This window comes from Huaxiibacter chinensis, assembly GCF_022171985.1.
Classification (GTDB): Bacteria; Pseudomonadota; Gammaproteobacteria; order Enterobacterales; family Enterobacteriaceae; genus Enterobacter; species Enterobacter chinensis_A.
The window spans coordinates 57,772-76,117 of the sequence record NZ_JAJVHF010000008.1; the positions used below are offsets into that span (position 1 = coordinate 57,772).

The 18,346-nt window shown below is 56.3% G+C and carries 11 protein-coding genes; 10 read left to right on the top strand and 1 reads right to left on the bottom strand.

Translation table 11 applies throughout. The features are described 5' to 3' along the window. Nucleotides 1–2: 2 nt before the first annotated feature. Nucleotides 3–1,547, bottom strand: coding sequence for a PTS transporter subunit EIIC (locus LZP96_RS17195; RefSeq protein ID WP_064326991.1), 1,545 nt, complete (start codon nucleotides 1,545–1,547; stop codon nucleotides 3–5). Nucleotides 1,548–1,832: 285 nt separating this feature from the next. Here LZP96_RS17195 and LZP96_RS17200 point away from each other — a divergent pair, with 285 nt between their 5' ends. From LZP96_RS17200 to ispG, 10 genes are all read left to right on the top strand, one after another. After that, the gene (locus LZP96_RS17200) at nucleotides 1,833–6,791 is read left to right on the top strand and encodes an alpha-2-macroglobulin family protein (RefSeq protein WP_064326990.1); all 4,959 of its coding nucleotides are present in this window, start codon (nucleotides 1,833–1,835) and stop codon (nucleotides 6,789–6,791) included. 19 nt (nucleotides 6,792–6,810) lie between these two features. Further along, complete coding sequence (gene pbpC, locus LZP96_RS17205) at nucleotides 6,811–9,123, top strand: peptidoglycan glycosyltransferase PbpC (RefSeq protein ID WP_374230143.1); 2,313 nt, start codon at nucleotides 6,811–6,813, stop codon at nucleotides 9,121–9,123. 179 nt (nucleotides 9,124–9,302) lie between these two features. Beyond that, entirely contained in the window at nucleotides 9,303–11,681 is a 2,379-nt protein-coding gene (locus tag LZP96_RS17210) for a DMSO/selenate family reductase complex A subunit (RefSeq protein WP_064326988.1), read from the top strand. Further along, nucleotides 11,678–12,307, top strand: coding sequence for a DMSO/selenate family reductase complex B subunit (locus tag LZP96_RS17215; protein ID WP_064326987.1), 630 nt, complete (start codon nucleotides 11,678–11,680; stop codon nucleotides 12,305–12,307). The genes LZP96_RS17210 and LZP96_RS17215 overlap by 4 nt, the downstream gene beginning before the upstream one ends. Continuing rightward, nucleotides 12,300–13,109, top strand: coding sequence for a dimethyl sulfoxide reductase anchor subunit family protein (locus tag LZP96_RS17220; protein ID WP_064326986.1), 810 nt, complete (start codon nucleotides 12,300–12,302; stop codon nucleotides 13,107–13,109). The genes LZP96_RS17215 and LZP96_RS17220 overlap by 8 nt, the downstream gene beginning before the upstream one ends. Before the next feature lie 2 nt (nucleotides 13,110–13,111). Continuing rightward, entirely contained in the window at nucleotides 13,112–13,972 is an 861-nt protein-coding gene (locus tag LZP96_RS17225) for a 4Fe-4S binding protein (protein WP_374230138.1), read from the top strand. Nucleotides 13,973–14,107: 135 nt separating this feature from the next. Then, nucleotides 14,108–14,539, top strand: coding sequence for a nucleoside-diphosphate kinase (gene ndk / locus LZP96_RS17230; RefSeq protein WP_064326985.1), 432 nt, complete (start codon nucleotides 14,108–14,110; stop codon nucleotides 14,537–14,539). 168 nt (nucleotides 14,540–14,707) lie between these two features. Beyond that, entirely contained in the window at nucleotides 14,708–15,874 is a 1,167-nt protein-coding gene (rlmN, locus tag LZP96_RS17235; RefSeq protein ID WP_064326984.1) for a dual-specificity RNA methyltransferase RlmN, read from the top strand. A gap of 290 nt (nucleotides 15,875–16,164) precedes the next feature. Next, nucleotides 16,165–17,169, top strand: a complete 1,005-nt coding sequence (gene rodZ / locus LZP96_RS17240) for a cytoskeleton protein RodZ (RefSeq protein WP_064326983.1) — start codon at nucleotides 16,165–16,167, stop codon at nucleotides 17,167–17,169. Nucleotides 17,170–17,195: 26 nt separating this feature from the next. Further along, nucleotides 17,196–18,314, top strand: coding sequence for a flavodoxin-dependent (E)-4-hydroxy-3-methylbut-2-enyl-diphosphate synthase (ispG, locus tag LZP96_RS17245; RefSeq protein ID WP_064326982.1), 1,119 nt, complete (start codon nucleotides 17,196–17,198; stop codon nucleotides 18,312–18,314). The last annotated feature ends 32 nt before the right edge of the window (nucleotides 18,315–18,346 follow it).

An 18,346-nucleotide genomic window follows, 5' to 3' on the forward strand; every position in this document is an offset into this window, starting at 1 on the left:
CTTCAGAGAAACGTCTCAACGGCTTCTCGCATTTTTTTGACATGCAGCCCGTAGACCACCTGAACGTTATTACCTTGTTTGATGACGGCTTTCGCCCCTGTCGCTTTGAGCCGTGGCTCGTCAACGAGGGCGGTATCCCGTACCGTGACGCGCAGTCGGGTGTAGCAGTTATCCACGACCTCAATGTTTTCCCGTCCGCCAAGGCCCACCACAATGGACTCGCCCAGGCCATCGTTATTGCCCTTCGCCTGGTACTCTTGTTTGCTGTAGAGACGGGTCTCCTGATCCTCATCCTCACGGCCCGGCGTCTTCATGTCGAAGCGCAGGATCAGGAAGCGGAAGATGACGAAATAGAGCGCGAACATGATCAGCCCGACCAGGATGTACATCGGCCAGTTGGATTTTTCGGTGCCCAGCGGCAGGTTATAGAGAATGAAGTCGATAATGCCGTTCGCACCGATAGCGTGAACGCCGAACAGGTAAAACAGCATCATGCCAATGCCGGTCAGCACGGCGTGCACCACAAACAGTAACGGCGCAACGAACAGGAACGAAAATTCGATGGGTTCGGTCACGCCCACCAGCAGCGAGGTGAGGGCGGCCGGGATAAGAATGGCTTTGGCGATGGCTTTACGTTCCGGTTTCGCCGTCATGTACATCGCCAGCGCCGCTGCGGGCAGGCCAAACATTTTACTGATACCGCGCGCGTCCCACACCACCGTGCTGCTTAACTGCTTCACGTCCGGACAGGCCATCTCGGCAAAATAGATGTTACGTGCGCCCTGATAAACGGTGCCGCAAACGTCCTGCGTGCCGCCCAGTTCGGTATACAGGAACGGGGTGTAGACCAGATGATGCAGGCCCGTCGGCACCAGAATACGTTCAAGGAAGCCGTAAATCGCCACGCCGAACGGGCCGGACCCTTTTATCGCCAGCGCCATTGCGCTAATGCCGTGCTGGGCGAACGGCCAGAGTTCACTCATCAGGACACCGAGCAACATCGACACGGGCAGCATAATAATGGCGACAAAACAGTGGCCTGAATAAATTGCCATCGCGCCGTTAAACTGGACGCTGGAATATTTATTGTAGAGATACCCGGAGAGCGCCCCGGTCAGGATCCCGGCGAAGACGCCCATCTCCAGGACCTGTACCCCCAGCACCATGCCTTGTCCTGCTGCTTTCATCTGATCTGCCGGGGCGAGGGCGCCCTGCAGCTGCAGCGTGACATTCATCGCATTGATAAACACGACAAAGGTAACCAGGCCGATTAACGCGGCGTAACCTTTGTCGCGCGATGCCAGACCAATCGGGATGCCTACGGCAAAGACCAGCGCGAGATTGACCAGCACGGAAACCGCCGATTTCGCGATCAGCTGTCCCAGATGTTGAATCAGTGGATGGCCGAGAAACGGCAGGTACTCGGCCAGATTTCCGTTGCCCAGCACGTTACCAAAGGCGATAAACAGACCGACGATGGGTAAGATAAGTACCGGTCCGTACAGTGATTTTCCGAAATTTTGTAGGGCGTTCACGGCTCGTTTCATGGTTATCTCTCATTGTGAACCGCGCACTCAGGGTGCGTCTGTGCATTAAAACTAGCAGGCTATGAAGGAAAGTCGCTATCTATCTTATTGTTTTAAAAACAAATGACTCTGAAGGTAACATGTAACCTTTTAGGTTGTGATCGCGATATCACTCGCCCGGCACCGTTCTGTGCTCAGATGCAAAGCATTTCTCATATTCTCAAATTGGACTTTGGAAATAATGAAACTTGCGGATAATACTTATCCGGATGACGATCAACAGGCTCCACGGGCCAGGGATAAAGGATGAAACCGTTTCGTTTAGCTGCGCTTTCGCTTGCGCTACTCACCGCATTTACGCTTACCGGTTGTGATAATAACGACGAAAAACCGAAGGCTGCGGCGCCGGCTGCGTCGGATACACCCGCAGCCGTTCAGAAAACCCCCGCTAAACCTGATACTGAAAGGCTGGCGAAACTGGCGGCACAAAGTCAGGGAAAAACCCTCACTTTGCTGGATGCATCCGAAGTCCAGCTAGAGGGGGCCTCGACACTGGTATTAACTTTTTCTATCCCCCTGAATCCCGAACAGGATTTCGCCAAAACGGTTCATGTCGTGGATAAAAAAAGCGGAAAGGTGGACGGTGCATGGGAACTTGCCCCTAACCTTAAAGAGCTGCGCCTGCGTCATCTTGAGCCGAACCGCAATCTGATCGTAACGGTTGAGAGCGCTCTACAGGCCTTAAATAAAACCGCGTTTGGCAGCAACGTTGAAAAAACGCTGACCACGCGTGATATTGAGCCGACCGTAGGATTTGCCAGCCGGGGGTCGCTGCTGCCGGGTAAAGTGGTGGAAGGGCTGCCGGTGATGGCGCTTAACGTCAATAATGTTGATGTGAATTTCTATCGCGTGAAGCCTGAATCGCTGGCGGCTTTTGTCAGCCAGTGGGAGTACCGCAGTTCCCTGTCTAACTGGGAGTCGGATAATCTGCTCAAGATGGCGGACCTGGTCTATACCGGACGTTTCGATCTGAATCCTGCCCGTAATACCCGCGAAAAATTGCTTCTGCCGCTGCGCGACATTAAACCGCTGCAGCAGTCGGGTGTTTATATCGCCGTCATGAACCAGGCGGGTCATTATAATTACAGCAATGCCGCCACGCTCTTTACCCTGAGCGATATCGGGCTCTCGGCACACCGCTACCATAATCGACTGGATATCTTCACCCAAAGCCTTGAGAACGGCGCTGCGCAATCCGGCATTGAAGTATCGCTGCTCAATGACAAAGGTCAGACGCTGGCGCAAGGAACCAGCGACGCCGACGGTCACGCGAAGCTGGAAACCGATAAAGAAGCCGCGCTGCTTCTGGCGCGTAAAGACGGCCAGACAACGCTGCTGGATCTCAAACTGCCTGCCCTGGATCTGGCAGAATTCGACATTGCCGGTGCGCCGGGATTCAGCAAGCAGTTCTTTATGTTTGGTCCACGCGATCTCTATCGTCCCGGTGAAACGGTGATCCTCAATGGTCTGCTTCGCGACAGTGACGGTAAGCCGCTGCCCGATCAACCGGTGAAGCTTGACGTCCTGCGCCCCGATGGACAGGTGGCACGCACGCTGGTCAGCCAGCCGGAAAACGGCCTCTATCGCTTGAATTACCCGCTTGATAGCGGTGCGCAAACCGGTATGTGGCACATCCGTGCTAACACGGGCGACAACCAGCAGAGAATGTGGGACTTCCAGGTTGAAGATTTTATGCCAGAACGCATGGCGCTTAATCTGACCGGGCAAAAAACACCGGTTTCCCGTGAGGATGACGTTGCCTTTGATGTGGTGGGCTACTACCTGTACGGCGCTCCGGCCAGCGGCAACACCCTGCAGGGGCAGCTATTCCTGCGCCCGCTGCGCGAGGCCGTCACGGCACTGCCGGGCTTTCAGTTTGGTGATATCGCTGAAGAAAACCTGAGCCGCAGCCTGGATGAGGTGCAACTTGCTCTGGATAAACAAGGCCGCGGCCAGGTGACCGCTGAAAGCCAGTGGAAGGAGACCCATTCGCCGCTGCAGGTGATATTGCAGGCCAGCCTGCTTGAGTCGGGTGGTCGTCCGGTTACGCGTCGTGTCGAGCAGGCTATCTGGCCAACGGACACGCTGCCCGGCATCCGCCCGCAGTTTGCCAGCAAAGCGGTGTACGACTATCGCACCGACACCACCGTGAATCAGCCTATTGTTGACGAAAATAGCAATGCCAGTTTCGACCTCGTCTATGCCGATGCCAGTGGGGCGAAAAAAGCCGTGTCTGGCATGCAGGTGCGCCTGATTCGTGAGCGTCGTGACTATTACTGGAACTGGTCTGAAGGCGACGGCTGGGAATCTCAGTTTGATCAGAAAGATCTCGTGGAAGGGGAGCAAGAGATCGCCCTTGCCGCCGACGAGACCGGCAAGGTGACCTTCCCGGTGGAGTGGGGCTCGTATCGTCTCGAAGCAAAAGCACCGGATGGCGCTGTCAGCAGCGTGCGTTTCTGGGCTGGCTACAGCTGGCAGGATAACAGCGACGGTACCGGCGCTGCCCGTCCCGATCGCGTCATGCTCAAGCTGGATAAACCGGCCTATCAGCCGGGTGACACCATTAACCTGCATATCGCGGCGCCTGCCGCGGGTAAAGGTTATGCCATGATCGAATCCAGTGAAGGCCCGCTGTGGTGGAAAGAGATCGATGTCCCGGCAAACGGACTGGATTTAGCCATTCCGGTGGATAAAGCCTGGAAGCGTCACGATCTGTATCTCAGCACGCTGGTGGTTCGCCCCGGCGATAAATCGAAATCCGCCACGCCGAAGCGGGCGGTCGGGCTGCTGCATATCCCGATGGGGGATGAAAATCGCCGCCTGACGATCGCGCTGGATAACCCGCAGAAAATGCGTCCAAACCAGACGCTGTCGGTGAAGGTGAAAGCCAGTGTGAAAACCGGCCAGGTGCCGCAAAAAGTTAACGTGCTGGTCTCTGCCGTGGACAGCGGCGTGTTGAACATCACCGATTACGTCACCCCGGATCCGTGGCAAGCCTTCTTCGGGCAGAAACGCTACGGGGCGGATATTTACGACATTTACGGACAGGTTATCGAAGGCCAGGGGCGTACGGCGGCCCTGCGTTTTGGTGGGGATGGTGATGAGCTTAAGCGCGGCGGTAAACCGCCGGTTAACCACGTCACGATAATTGCCCAGCAGGCGCAACCCGTGACGCTGGATGCCAACGGTGAAGGCACAATCGACTTACCGATTGGTGATTTCAACGGCGAGCTGCGTCTGATGGCCCAGGCCTGGACCGATGACGATTTCGGCAGCAGTGAAAACAAGGTTATTGTTGCTGCGCCCGTCATTTCAGAGCTAAACATGCCGCGCTTCCTTGCCAGTGGCGATACCTCCCGCTTAACGCTGGATCTCACCAATCTGACTGACCAGCCGCAGACGCTGAACGTGGCGCTTTCGGCAAGCGGTCAACTGTCCCTTGAGGGCGCGCAGCCGCGTCCCCTCACGCTGGGGCCAGGCGATCGTACCACGCTGTTTATCCCGGTGAGGGCCCAGGAAGGCTATGGTGACGGAGAGATTACCGCACAGGTGTCGGGCCTGACGCTACCGGGCGAGACGTTCGCACCGCAGCAAAAGAGCTGGAAGATTGGCGTGCGTCCGGCGTTCCCGGCACAAACCGTGAATTCCGGCACAATGCTGAACCCAGGAGAAAGCTGGACCGCGCCGTCGCAGCATATTAACGGCTTCTCTGCGGCGACTTTGCAGGGGCAACTGATGTTGAGCGGTACACCCCCGCTTAACCTGGCGCGCTATATTCGCGAACTGAAGGCTTACCCTTATGGCTGTCTGGAACAAACCACCAGTGGCCTGTTCCCGTCGCTTTACACCAATGCCGCCCAGCTGAATGCGCTCGGTATCAAAGGGGATACGGATGAAAGCCGTCGTGCCGCCGTTGAGGTAGGCATCTCCCGCCTGCTGCAAATGCAGCGTGACGACGGTGGATTCGCGTTGTGGGATAAAAATGGCCCGGAAGAGTACTGGCTCAGCGCCTATACGACCGATTTCCTGGTTCGCGCTGGCGAGCAGGGTTATAGCGTACCAACGGATGCGCTGAACAATGCGAATAACCGCCTGCTGCGTTATCTGCAGGATCCGGGCATGATGTCGATCCGCTACAGCGACGATACGCCAGCCAGCAAGTTTGCCGTTCAGGTCTATGCTGCGCTGGTGCTGGCTCGTCAGCAGAAAGCCCCGCTGGGAGCGCTGCGGGAAATCTGGGAACGCCGTGCGACGGCAGGTTCCGGCTTACCGCTGATGCAGTTAGGGATGGCATTGAAACTCATGGGCGATGCTCCCCGCAGCCAGCTGGCGCTGGATCTTGCCGTCAAAACGCCACGTCAGGAGAGCAAACGCTGGATGGCCGATTACGGCAGCCAGCTGCGTGACAATGCGCTGATGCTCTCGTTGCTGGAGGAGTATAAATTGTTGCCTGAGGAGCAGAACAGTTTGCTGAATGCCCTTTCAGAACAGGCATTCAGCCAGCGCTGGCTCTCCACCCAGGAGAGCAACGCGCTGTTCCTGGCAGGACGTTCGCTCCAGACGCTCTCGGGCGCGTGGCAGGCCACCACCAGCCTGTCAGAAACTGCTCTGAGCGGCGAAAATGCGCGGGTTGAGAATGTCGCGGGCGACCGTCTGGATGCGCTTCAGGTTACCAATAGCGGCACGACACCGCTGTGGGTCCGCCTCGACAGCACGGGCTACCCGGAATATGCGCCGCAGCCGTCATCGAACGTGCTGCATATTGAACGTCATATTCTGGCGACCGACGGCAGCAGCAAATCACTTTCATCACTTAAGAGCGGTGAGCTGGTGCTGGTCTGGCTGGAGGTGAAAGCGACGCAAAACGTGCCTGACGCCCTGGTCGTCGATTTGCTTCCGGCTGGCCTGGAACTGGAAAATCAGAACCTGGCGAGCAGCAGCGCCAGCCTGCAGGACAGCGGCAGCGAGGTGCAAAACCTGTTGAGTCAGATGCAACAGGCGGACATCCAGCACATGGAATTCCGCGACGACCGCTTCGTTGCTGCAGTGCCGGTGAATGAAGGCCAGACGGTCACGCTGGTGTATCTGGCGCGTGCGGTGACGCCTGGAACCTATCAGTTACCGGTTCCGATGGTCGAATCGATGTACGTTCCTCAATGGCGGGCAACGGGCGCAGCAAGTGGCCCGCTGATTGTCGTTCCATAACGTGTCATTATCGCGTCTGATGCGCTCCCGCTGGCTAAGGCTGGCGGGAGCGATTCTCATTTTATGGGGCAGCATCCTGGCGGCCGATCGCCTGTGGCAATTACCTTTACATGAGGTGAATCCGGCTCGGGTTGTGGTTGACGAAAACGGCACGCCGCTCTGGCGATTTGCCGATCGCGACGGTATCTGGCGTTATCCGGTCACCCTCGAAGAGGTCTCGCCGCGCTATCTTGACGCCCTGATTCAGTATGAAGACCGCTGGTTCTGGGATCATCCGGGGGTAAATCCTTTTTCCGTACTGCGAGCGGCCTGGCAGGATATCAGCTCCGGCAAAGTCGTCTCAGGCGGCAGCACGCTCACCATGCAGGTGGCCCGCCTGCTCGATCCGCACCCCCGCACTATTGGCGGCAAGATCCGCCAGCTCTGGCGTGCGATCCAGCTGGAATGGCATCTCTCCAAGCGCGACATCCTGACGCTCTACCTGAACCGGGCACCCTTTGGCGGCACGCTTCAGGGCGTCGGCGCAGCAAGCTGGGCTTATCTGGGCAAAGCGCCTTCGCAGTTAAGCTACTCTGAAGCCGCGTTGCTCGCGGTCCTTCCCCAGGCCCCCAGCCGTTTACGCCCTGACCGCTGGCCGGAACGGGCGGAAGCCGCGCGCAATAAAGTGCTGGAGAGAATGGTTACCCAGGGCGTCTGGACGGCGCAGCAGGTGAAAGAGTCCCGTGAAGAGCCCGTCTGGCTGGCCCCCCGACAAATGCCGCAGCTCGCGCCGCTCTTTTCTCGCATGATGCTGGGTAAAACCCGCGAGACGAAAATTGTCACCACGCTGGATGCCTCGTTGCAACGCCAGCTTGAAGAGCTGGCCCTGAACTGGAAATCGCGGCTTCCTCCGCGCAGTTCACTGGCGATGATCGTGGTTGACCATTCCACGATGAACGTTCGGGGCTGGGTCGGTTCTGTCGACATCACGGATGATACGCGATTCAGCCACGTCGATATGGTGAACGCCATCCGCTCGCCAGGTTCGGTACTGAAGCCCTTTATTTACGGGATGGCGCTTGATGAGGGGCTGATTCATCCGGCCTCGTTACTGCAGGATGTGCCACGGCGTACCGGTGATTACCGGCCGGGCAATTTTGACAGCGGGTTTCATGGCCCCGTCAGCATGAGTGAAGCCCTGGTACGTTCGCTGAATTTACCGGCAGTACAGGTACTCGAGGCGTATGGTCCTAAACGCTTTGCAGGCCTGCTGAGCAATGCCGGGTTACCGCTCACTCTTCCTGCGGGAGCACAGCCCAATCTATCCCTGATTCTGGGTGGGGCAGGGGCGAGGCTGGCGGATATCACCGCAGCCTATAGCGCCTTCGCGCGTCACGGCAAAGCGGCGCGGCTCCGGCTGCGGCCTGACGATCCCTTAATCGAACGCCCGTTACTTTCGCCTGGCGCGGCCTGGATTATTCGCCGCATTCTGGGCAACGAAGCGCAGCCTTTACCGGACGGCGCACTGCCGCAGATCGCGCCGTTCGCCTGGAAAACAGGGACCAGTTATGGCTACCGCGATGCCTGGGCCGTGGGGCTCAATGCGCGTTATCTTATCGGTATCTGGACCGGCCGCCCGGACGGGACGCCGGTTGCCGGACAGTTCGGTTTTGCCAGCGCGGTTCCGCTGTTAAACCAGGTCAATAATATGCTTCAGTCGCGTTCAACGATTGACGAAGCGCGATTGCCTCGCGATCCGCGTCCTGAGACCGTCAGTAGGGGAGTGATCTGCTGGCCGGGCGGGCAAGCATTACCCGAAGGCAGCGAAAATTGCCGCCGCCGATTAGCCACCTGGTTGCTGGAGGGCAGCCAGCCACCCACGCTTTTACTGCCCGAACAGGAAGGGGCGCGGGGAATACATTTCCCGATCTGGCTTAACAAAGAAGGCAAACGTGTTGCCGCAGATTGCCCCGATGCAACGGAGAAAACGCTGGATGTCTGGCCATTGCCGCTTGAACCCTGGCTGCCCCCAACCGAGAGGCGTGCGGCCCGCCTGCCCGCCGCATCTAAAACCTGCCCGCCGATGAATGCCTTAGGCGCCGCGCCGCTGATTCTGTCGGGGATACGCGAGGGTGCGGTTATTAAGCGTCTACCCGGTCAGGACAGCGTACATGTGCCCGTTTCAACGTCGGGGGGCGAAGGACGTCGCTGGTGGTTTTTAAATGGCGAGAGCCTTAATGCGGCGACTTCGGGCACCACGCTTATTCTCAGCACGGCGGGGAGCTATCAGTTAGTCGTGATGGATGAACAAGGGCAGACGGTTGCCGTGACCTTTGAGATGCGTCAGGAATAATTCAGCAAATAAATATAATTAATAATTTTCATTCGTTATTTGTATATTTACCACCCTGTATCTGTGAGTGATTATTATTACGGATATAGATTTCTCCCCCTTACGAGTTATATTGATAAACGTCAAACGTCCCTTCCTGAGTACAAGCGAAAATAGTTTTTTGTTTGAAGGAACGAATGATGAACGATATTCATAAAAAGGGAGAGGGGGTCTTCCCTCCGGTCTCGCGACGCCACTTTATTCAGGCAAGCTCGGCACTGGTCGCGCTGCCCTTTATCTCTCTGCCCTCACGCGGTCAGGCTGAGACGGCGCCTGTCGCGGCGGAAGCTGTCCAGGAAAATGTGGTGCAAACCTGCAGCACCTTTGACTGCGGCGGAAAATGCGATATTCGTGCGCATGTCAGTGATGGCGTCGTCACGCGTATTTCCACGCGGCCCGATAATGCCCTGGATCCGGACATGCCCGTCATGCGTGCCTGTGTACGCGGGCGAGCTTACCGAAAGTTTGTCTATCATCCCGACAGGCTTAAATATCCCATGAAACGCGTGGGCAAGCGTGGTGAAGGGAAATTTGAACGCATTTCCTGGGATGAAGCCACCACGCTTATTGCCAGCAATTTGCAAACGTTGACCGCTCAATACGGTGCGGCATCGCGCTATGTCCATGTTGGCACGGCGGTGTCTGGCGGCACCTTTTCCGGCGATAAAATGGTGCGTCGTCTGCTGAATTTAACCGGCGGATATCTGGAGAGCTACCATTCTGTCAGCATGGGCAATACCGCCGCCGCAACACCTTATACCTACGGTACGGCCGCCAGCGGAAGCTCGCTCGATACGCTGCTGGACACTAAGCTTGTGATCCTGTGGGGGCATAATCCCACCGAGACTATTTTTGGTCACAGCAACTATTTCTTCCAGAAGATGAAGCAAAACGGCACCCGCTTTATCGTTGTTGATCCGCGTTATTCCGATACCGTGTCCTCCCTGGCCGAACAGTGGATCCCGCTTCTGCCGACCACTGACAATGCGCTGATGGATGCGATGATGTATGTCATCGTGACGGAAAATTTGCACGACAGTGATTTTATCACGCGTTACACCCTGGGGTTTGACGAGGCGTCGATGCCTGAGGGCGTGCCGGCTAACGAATCGCTGGTGGCCTACCTGACCGGCGCAAAAGATGGCGTGGTCAAAACGCCGGAGTGGGCAGAGAAAATCACCCATGTTCCGGCACAGACGATCCGTCAGCTGGCGCGAGATTATGCCACTACCAAACCTGCGGCCCTGATTCAGGGATGGGGACCCCAGCGACACAACTGCGGCGAGCGCACCGCCCGTGGCTCAACGCTGCTGGCGAGCATTACCGGCAACGTCGGTATTCAGGGTGGCTGGGCGGCGGGCTACGGCGGCTGTGCCAACCGTAAATTTGCCGCCGGTCCTGAGATGCCCGATAACCCGGTGAAAGCCAAAATTTCAGTGATGAACTGGGTACAGGCCGCAGACGATGCCAGCAAAGTGACGCCAGACGTGGGGCTAAAAGAGGCCGACAGGCTGGACAGCAATATCCGTATTCTCTTCTCGCTTGCGGGCAACTATCTGGCGAATCAAAACCCCGATCTGCATCAGGCAACGCGGGTGCTGGAAGATGAGTCAAAGATCCGCTTCATTGTCGCAAGCGATCTCTTTATGACGCCCAGCGCGAAATATGCCGATCTTCTCCTTCCCGAAACCAGTTTTATGGAGCGCTGGAATATTGGCGAGACCTGGGGCACCGCGAGCTATTTGATCCTGTCGGAAAAATTGATCGAGCCGGAATTTGAACGCCGTTCCGACTATGACTGGCTGCGCGAGGTCGCGAAGAAGTTAGGCATTGAAGCCGATTTCAGCCAGGGCCGCGATGAAAAAGGCTGGATTGAACATATCTGGGAGCAAACCCGCCTGGCCATGCCGGATGAGAATCTGCCGGACTTTGCGACGCTGCAGCAGACCCGTCAGCATTTATTCAAAAGCGCCCCTTACATCGCCTTTGAAGAGAACATTCGCGATCCGAAAAACCACCCGTTCCCGACGCCGTCCGGGAAAATCGAGATTTTCTCAAAACGCCTTTACGACATGCACCATCCGGAAATTCCCGCGCTTTCACACTATGTTCCTGCGCATGAAGGGCCTGAAGATGCGCTGGCGAAGACCTTCCCGCTGCAGTTGATAACGTGGAAGGGCAAGAATCGCGCAAACTCTACCCAGTATGCGAACCCCTGGCTCGTTGAAGTCCAGACGCAAAAACTGTGGATCAATCCGCAGGATGCTGAAAAACGTGGCATCAGGCAGGGCGACAGCGTGCGTATTCACAACGAACGCGGCATTTGCCAGATTCCGGCAGAAGTGACGCCGCGCATCATCCCTGGCGTGGTGGCCATGCAGGCTGGAGCCTGGTGGCATCCTGATGAACAGGGCGTGGATCGCGGGGGCTGTGCCAACGTGCTGAGCTCGGCCCGTATCACCGCGCTGGCGAAAGGGAATTCCCATCAAACTATGCTGGTTGAGGTAGCAAAAGCATGAGCCAATTCAAACATTACGCGCCGGTGAGCGATAAACAGCTGGGCTTCTTTATCGACGCTTCCCGATGCTCTGGCTGTAAGGCCTGTCAGGTGGCGTGCAAAGATAAAAACAACCTTGAGGTAGGGCGACGTTTTCGCCGCGTTTACGAGGTAAATGGCGGCGGCTTTGTCCCAACCGGGCAGGGCGGCGTAATCAATAACGTGTTTGCCTACACGCTCTCTGTCTCCTGCAACCATTGCGCCGATCCCATCTGCACCAAAAATTGCCCGACGACGGCAATGCACAAACGTCCCGGTGACGGCATCGTGCGTGTCGATACCGACAAGTGCGTCGGCTGCGGCTATTGCGCCTGGTCATGCCCTTATGGCGCGCCGCAGCTTAACGAGCAGACCGGACAAATGTCGAAATGCGATTTCTGCGTAGACCTGCAGGCAAAAGGGGAGCAGCCGATGTGCGTCGCCACCTGTCCTCTGGAAGCGATAAAATTCGGTCCGATTGACGAACTGCGCGCCAAATACGGCAGCCTGTGTGACGTTAAAGGATTACCGGATTCCGCGATAACCCAGCCGAACCTGGTCATCAAAGCGCATCAGGGCGCAGAGAAAGAGGGGAAACGTCATGCATGAGTTACCACTCCTCGTTTTTACGCTGTTTTTGCAGGGATCGGTGGGCGTTACGCTCTGGCTGGCACTCGCCCCCCAATCTCAGACGGCACGCCTGCGCATGTTCCCGATCGCGGCGACCGCCTTTGCCCTTGCCTGTATCGGGCTTATCGCCTCAACGCTGCATATGGGTTATCCGCTTAATGCCCTGAACGCGCTGCGCCACGTAGGGAGTTCATGGCTGAGCCGTGAAATTGTTTTTGCAAGTCTCTATCTGGCTTGCCTGGGGCTGGCGTCGTTGCTGTTACTGGCAAAAAAACCGGGCTGGAAAGGGTTGCTGGTAGTGGCGGCATTCCTGGGGGCGATCGATGTCTTCTGTATGGCGCAAATCTATATGCACACGTCGGTGGTGACGTGGCAGCATTTTAACACGCTGATCCTCTTTTTCGGCACCGTGGGCATCGTCGGCTCTGTCGTTATTGCCTTTGCCTGTATGGATAACGTCGAGTCGCGTCAAACCACGACGCTACGGATTGCCGCTGCCATCGCAATGCTGGTAGTCCTGATTCGCCTGATCGTCCAACCACTCTGGATGGCGGAGATCGCCGCTGCCGATGCGTCCATCGTCACGTTGCCGCATCACCCTGTAGCCCTGTTGCAGCAAATGCAGGGCTTCCATGTGCTGAGCCAGAGCCTGTCAGTCGTGGGAATGCTGGTGTTTGTCGTCGGGCTGCTTAAACACAAGCGGCTGGCGATCATGGCGGGAAGTATTGGGTTAGTGGTTGGCGAAATCATGTTGCGCTACGTCTTTTTTAGTATTGGCTAAGGGTGAACTTCACCTTTGAACCTGCGATGGCGGTCACGCAGCATTGCGTCCGTCATCGCTTCCGTTACGCCACCTGTAAAACCTGTGCAGGCGAATGCCCTGCGCAGGTCTTTTCACCGATCGAGGGCGGGATGCATATCGATGCGTCGATGTGCATTCAGTGTGGCAACTGCCTGTTCGTCTGCCCGGCAGAGGCTATCTCAGGCCTTTCACCCGCCACGCGGCACTACTGTGGTGACACGCTGGTTGGGCCCTTCTCAGGCCAGCCCCCTACGGTCAACGAACTGCTTCTCTGGCACCGGGAGTACGGGATCCGCTTTGTCGCACTGTCGCCTGAACAAAACGAGCTCTGGCTACTGGCCATTGCACGGCTCAACCTGGTGCTGAAGGCCTACGGCGAAGCGACATGGGGAATAAAGCCGCCAGACGTCGTACCGATTAACCTTGCCCGACGCAGCCTGTTCCATGTTCCGCGCGAGCATGTTCACACTGCGACGGTGCGGCCTGGCATCAGACGGGTACGGCAATACTTTGCTGATCAAAGCGAGGCTGCGCTGTCGATTGATGCCTCGCGTTGTGTGATGTGCAGCGCCTGCTGGCGGGCCTGTCCGGAAAAAGCCCTTCGTTTTGACGCGGGGGCGTTTATTCTTGATGCCGCAGCCTGTACCGGTTGCGGGGGCTGTACCGCAGTATGCCTGCATCAGGCAATTAAGCTCGAAAAGAGGCGTGGGCTTTCGGCAATAAAACACCTTTCGGCCCGTGAGCGGACCTGCCGCTCATGCCATCGTGCATTCTGGGCGCTTGAACCGGACGCGGAACATTGTTATCTCTGTAAACATCATGCGCATGGAATGCGTTCCTGATGCCTGTTGCTAAAACTCGTCTTATTTTAAAAAAATGTTACCTGCATCCATAGGCAATAGCGCCATTGCTCTTTATAATCCGCGCCACACCATACTGCGGTATGCAAAACAACAGAACAAATCACAGAGGTAATCATGGCTATTGAACGTACTTTTTCCATCATCAAACCAAACGCGGTGGCAAAAAACGTTATTGGCAGCATCTTTGCGCGCTTTGAAGCCGCAGGGTTCAAAATTGTTGGCACCAAAATGCTGCACCTGACCGTTGAGCAGGCGCGCGGCTTCTATGCTGAGCACGAAGGTCGTCCATTCTTCGACGGTCTGGTAGAGTTCATGACCTCGGGCCCAATCGTGGTATCCGTACTGGAAGGCGAAAACGCCGTACAGCGTCACCGCGATCTGCTGGGCGCGACTAACCCGGATAACGCGCTGGCCGGTACGCTGCGTGCAGACTACGCTGACAGCTTCACCGAGAACGGCACCCACGGTTCTGATTCTGTTGAATCTGCGGCACGTGAAATCGCCTACTTCTTCGCTGAAGGCGAAGTGTGCGCTCGCACGCGCTAATTTCTGCGCGCGAAAAAGTTTATTTTTCGTAAATGCCGCGTGCAAACGTGGCATCCCTGCGCCAGACTTTGTACAATGTAACGCCCCGGATGAGCAAATCGCTTACCGGGGCGTTTCTTTTCAACCCTCCACGGGCCATAACGTGTAACAACGAGGCCGAGAAATAATATGTCTGAACTAGTTAACACCTCCGAAATCGTCATCGAAGCGGTTCCCACTAAAAATGGAAAAATCAACCTGCTGGATCTGAACCGTCAGCAGATGCGCGAGTTCTTCAAAGAGATGGGCGAGAAGCCGTTTCGTGCCGATCAGGTGATGAAATGGATGTATCACTATTGCAGCGACGATTTTGATGACATGACTGACATCAACAAAGTCCTGCGTAACAAGCTCAAGGAAGTGGCTGAAATCCGCGCCCCCGAAGTGGTCGAAGAGCAGCGTTCCGCTGACGGCACCATTAAATGGGCGATTGCCGTTGGCGACCAGCGCGTCGAAACCGTGTATATCCCGGAAGACGATCGTGCGACGCTGTGCGTCTCTTCGCAGGTCGGATGCGCGCTGGAGTGTAAATTCTGTTCAACGGCGCAGCAGGGCTTTAACCGTAACCTGCGCGTCTCTGAAATTATTGGCCAGGTGTGGCGTGCGGCGAAAATCGTCGGAGCCGCAAAAGTCACCGGGACGCGTCCTATCACCAACGTGGTGATGATGGGCATGGGCGAGCCGTTGCTGAACCTGACAAACGTGGTTCCGGCGATGGAAATCATGCTGGACGACTTCGGTTTTGGCCTGTCTAAACGTCGCGTCACGCTCTCCACCTCAGGCGTTGTGCCTGCGCTGGACAAGCTGGGCGATATGATTGACGTTGCGCTGGCGATCTCCCTGCACGCGCCGAATGATGAAATTCGTGACGAAATTGTACCGATCAACAAAAAGTACAATATCGAAACCTTCCTCGCTGCCGTGCGCCGCTACCTGGAGAAATCCAACGCGAACCAGGGCCGCGTAACGATTGAGTACGTTATGCTCGATCACATTAATGACGGTACCGATCACGCGCATCAGCTGGCTGAACTGCTCAAAGACACGCCGTGCAAGATTAACCTGATTCCATGGAACCCGTTCCCTGGAGCACCGTATGGCCGCAGCTCAAACAGCCGTATCGACCGTTTCTCTAAGGTGTTAATGGAATACGGTTTCACCACTATCGTGCGTAAAACCCGTGGTGATGATATCGACGCCGCCTGCGGGCAGCTCGCCGGGGAAGTGATTGACCGTACCAAGCGTACGTTACGTAAGCGTATGCAGGGTGAAGCGATAGACGTTAAAGCCGTTTAATTCCTGGGCAACCACGGTGCATTTGTGCACCGTGGTGCAGAGGAAGCGAAGGTCATTAGCCATTACATTGTGTCTGAATGATAATTACGGTGCGTTTCATACGACTTTAAGGCAGTATGTAACGACGTAACAACAGTTTAGCCCGTTAGCGAGGACTAAACTGTCTTCATAGGCCTGGCAGTCCTATACTGTCTGTTTATGGTTAACTGACCAGAAGTTTCGCGGTGCGGGTGGCATTGTGACTTACCGGCACCTCAATCCTAATTTACACGTACCAGTAGTTGTAGCGAATGAATACTGAAGCCACTCACGACCAAAATGAAGCACTCTCCACTGGCGTTCGTCTTCGCAACGCCCGTGAACAACTCGGACTCAGTCAACAAGCCGTTGCAGAACGCTTGTGCCTGAAAGTCTCCACGGTTCGCAACATTGAAGAAGACAAGGCACCTGCCGATCTGGCTTCAACGTTTCTGCGTGGTTATATCCGTTCTTATGCAAAACTGGTGCATATTCCTGAGAACGAACTGCTGCCGATGATGGAAAAGCAGGTGCCTGTACGGGCGGCGAAAGTTGCACCGATGCAGACGTTCTCTCTGGGTAAACGCCGTAAAAAGCGTGATGGCTGGCTGATGAGCTTTACCTGGCTGGTGCTGTTTGTGGTGATTGGTCTGACGGGCGCATGGTGGTGGCAAAACCACAAGGCGCAGCAGGAAGAGATCACGACAATGGCCGATCAGTCCTCAGCTGAGCTGAACAACTCTGCAAATAGCGGCGCGCAAAGCGTGCCGTTAACCACGGAGAGCCCAGCGACCACCACCGAGCCGCAAACGGCCGCCACGGATTCCACGGGGGCTGTAGAGCCTCAGACCCCGGCGACTGCACCTGCACAGGATCAAAATGCGGTCGTTGCCCCGTCTCAGGCAAACGTAGATACCGCGACGGCGACCCCGGCAACCACGCCGGGCACAGATAACGCAGCGGGTACGCAGCCTCTGCCAACCGATCAGGCTGGCGTCGCCAATGCGGCGGCCGACCCAAACGCGCTGGTCATGAATTTCTCTGCTGATTGCTGGCTTGAAGTCACCGACGCGACGGGTAAAAAACTGTTTAGCGGCCTGCAGCGTAAAGATGGCGCGTTAAATTTAACCGGACAGGCGCCGTATAAACTTAAAATCGGCGCTCCAGCAGCGGTCCAGATTCAGTTCCAGGGTAAACCTGTCGATTTGAGCCGTTTTATCAGAACTAACCAGGTTGCGCGTCTTACCGTTAATGCCGAACAATCAGCAGCACAGTAATAAGCGGGCAACGCGGGAGATTTTTCATGCATAACCAGGCTCCGATTCAACGTAGAAAATCGAAACGGATTTACGTTGGTAATGTGCCGATCGGCGATGGTGCACCTATCGCCGTCCAGTCGATGACCAACACCCGTACCACGGATGTTGAGGCGACCGTTAATCAAATCAAAGCATTAGAACGCGTGGGGGCGGACATTGTTCGTGTCTCCGTGCCGACGATGGATGCCGCCGAAGCCTTCAGGCTGATTAAACAGCAGGTCAGCGTTCCGCTGGTGGCTGATATTCACTTCGACTACCGTATTGCGCTGAAGGTGGCGGAATACGGCGTGGATTGTCTGCGCATTAACCCGGGTAATATCGGCAGCGAAGAGCGTATCCGCACCGTGGTCGATTGCGCGCGCGATAAAAATATTCCCATCCGTATCGGCGTTAACGCCGGTTCTCTGGAAAAAGATCTGCAGGAAAAATACGGCGAACCTACGCCGCAGGCATTGCTGGAATCAGCCATGCGTCATGTGGATCATCTCGATCGCCTGAACTTCGATCAGTTTAAGGTCAGCGTAAAAGCGTCTGACGTATTCCTGGCGGTGGAGTCTTATCGTCTGCTGGCGAAGCAAATCGATCAGCCTCTGCACCTGGGGATCACCGAAGCGGGTGGCCTGCGCAGTGGGTCAGTGAAGTCTGCGATCGGTCTGGGACTTCTGCTCTCGGAAGGGATCGGTGATACCTTGCGCGTCTCTCTGGCCGCCGATCCGGTGGAAGAGATCAAAGTTGGATTCGATATTCTGAAGTCGCTGCGTATTCGTGCGCGCGGGATCAACTTCATTGCGTGCCCGACGTGTTCCCGCCAGGAATTTGACGTCATTGGCACCGTGAATGCGCTCGAGCAACGCCTGGAAGATATTATTACGCCAATGGATGTGTCCATCATCGGTTGCGTCGTGAATGGTCCGGGTGAAGCGCTGGTCTCCACGCTCGGCGTCACCGGCGGTAACAAGAAAAGTGGTCTCTATGAAGATGGCGTTCGTCGCGATCGTCTGGATAATAATGACATGATTGACCAGCTTGAAGCCCGCATTCGCGCCAAAGCCAGCATGTTGGATGAAGCGCAGCGCATCAGCATTCAGCAGGTTGAAAAATAACGTGATGGGAAGCCTTGTGCTTCCCGTGTATG

Excerpts from the sequence above, each read along its gene's own strand:
- pbpC (WP_374230143.1), top strand. The coding sequence starts at position 6,811 with ATGCGCTCCCGCTGGCTAAGGCTGGCGGGAGCGATTCTCATTTTATGG.
- LZP96_RS17200 (WP_064326990.1), top strand. The coding sequence starts at position 1,833 with ATGAAACCGTTTCGTTTAGCTGCGCTTTCGCTTGCGCTACTCACCGCA.
- rlmN (WP_064326984.1), top strand. The coding sequence starts at position 14,708 with ATGTCTGAACTAGTTAACACCTCCGAAATCGTCATCGAAGCGGTTCCC.
- LZP96_RS17220 (WP_064326986.1), top strand. The coding sequence starts at position 12,300 with ATGCATGAGTTACCACTCCTCGTTTTTACGCTGTTTTTGCAGGGATCG.
- LZP96_RS17210 (WP_064326988.1), top strand. The coding sequence starts at position 9,303 with ATGAACGATATTCATAAAAAGGGAGAGGGGGTCTTCCCTCCGGTCTCG.
- LZP96_RS17195 (WP_064326991.1), bottom strand. The coding sequence starts at position 1,547 with ATGAAACGAGCCGTGAACGCCCTACAAAATTTCGGAAAATCACTGTAC.
- ispG (WP_064326982.1), top strand. The coding sequence starts at position 17,196 with ATGCATAACCAGGCTCCGATTCAACGTAGAAAATCGAAACGGATTTAC.
- LZP96_RS17215 (WP_064326987.1), top strand. The coding sequence starts at position 11,678 with ATGAGCCAATTCAAACATTACGCGCCGGTGAGCGATAAACAGCTGGGC.
- rodZ (WP_064326983.1), top strand. The coding sequence starts at position 16,165 with ATGAATACTGAAGCCACTCACGACCAAAATGAAGCACTCTCCACTGGC.
- ndk (WP_064326985.1), top strand. The coding sequence starts at position 14,108 with ATGGCTATTGAACGTACTTTTTCCATCATCAAACCAAACGCGGTGGCA.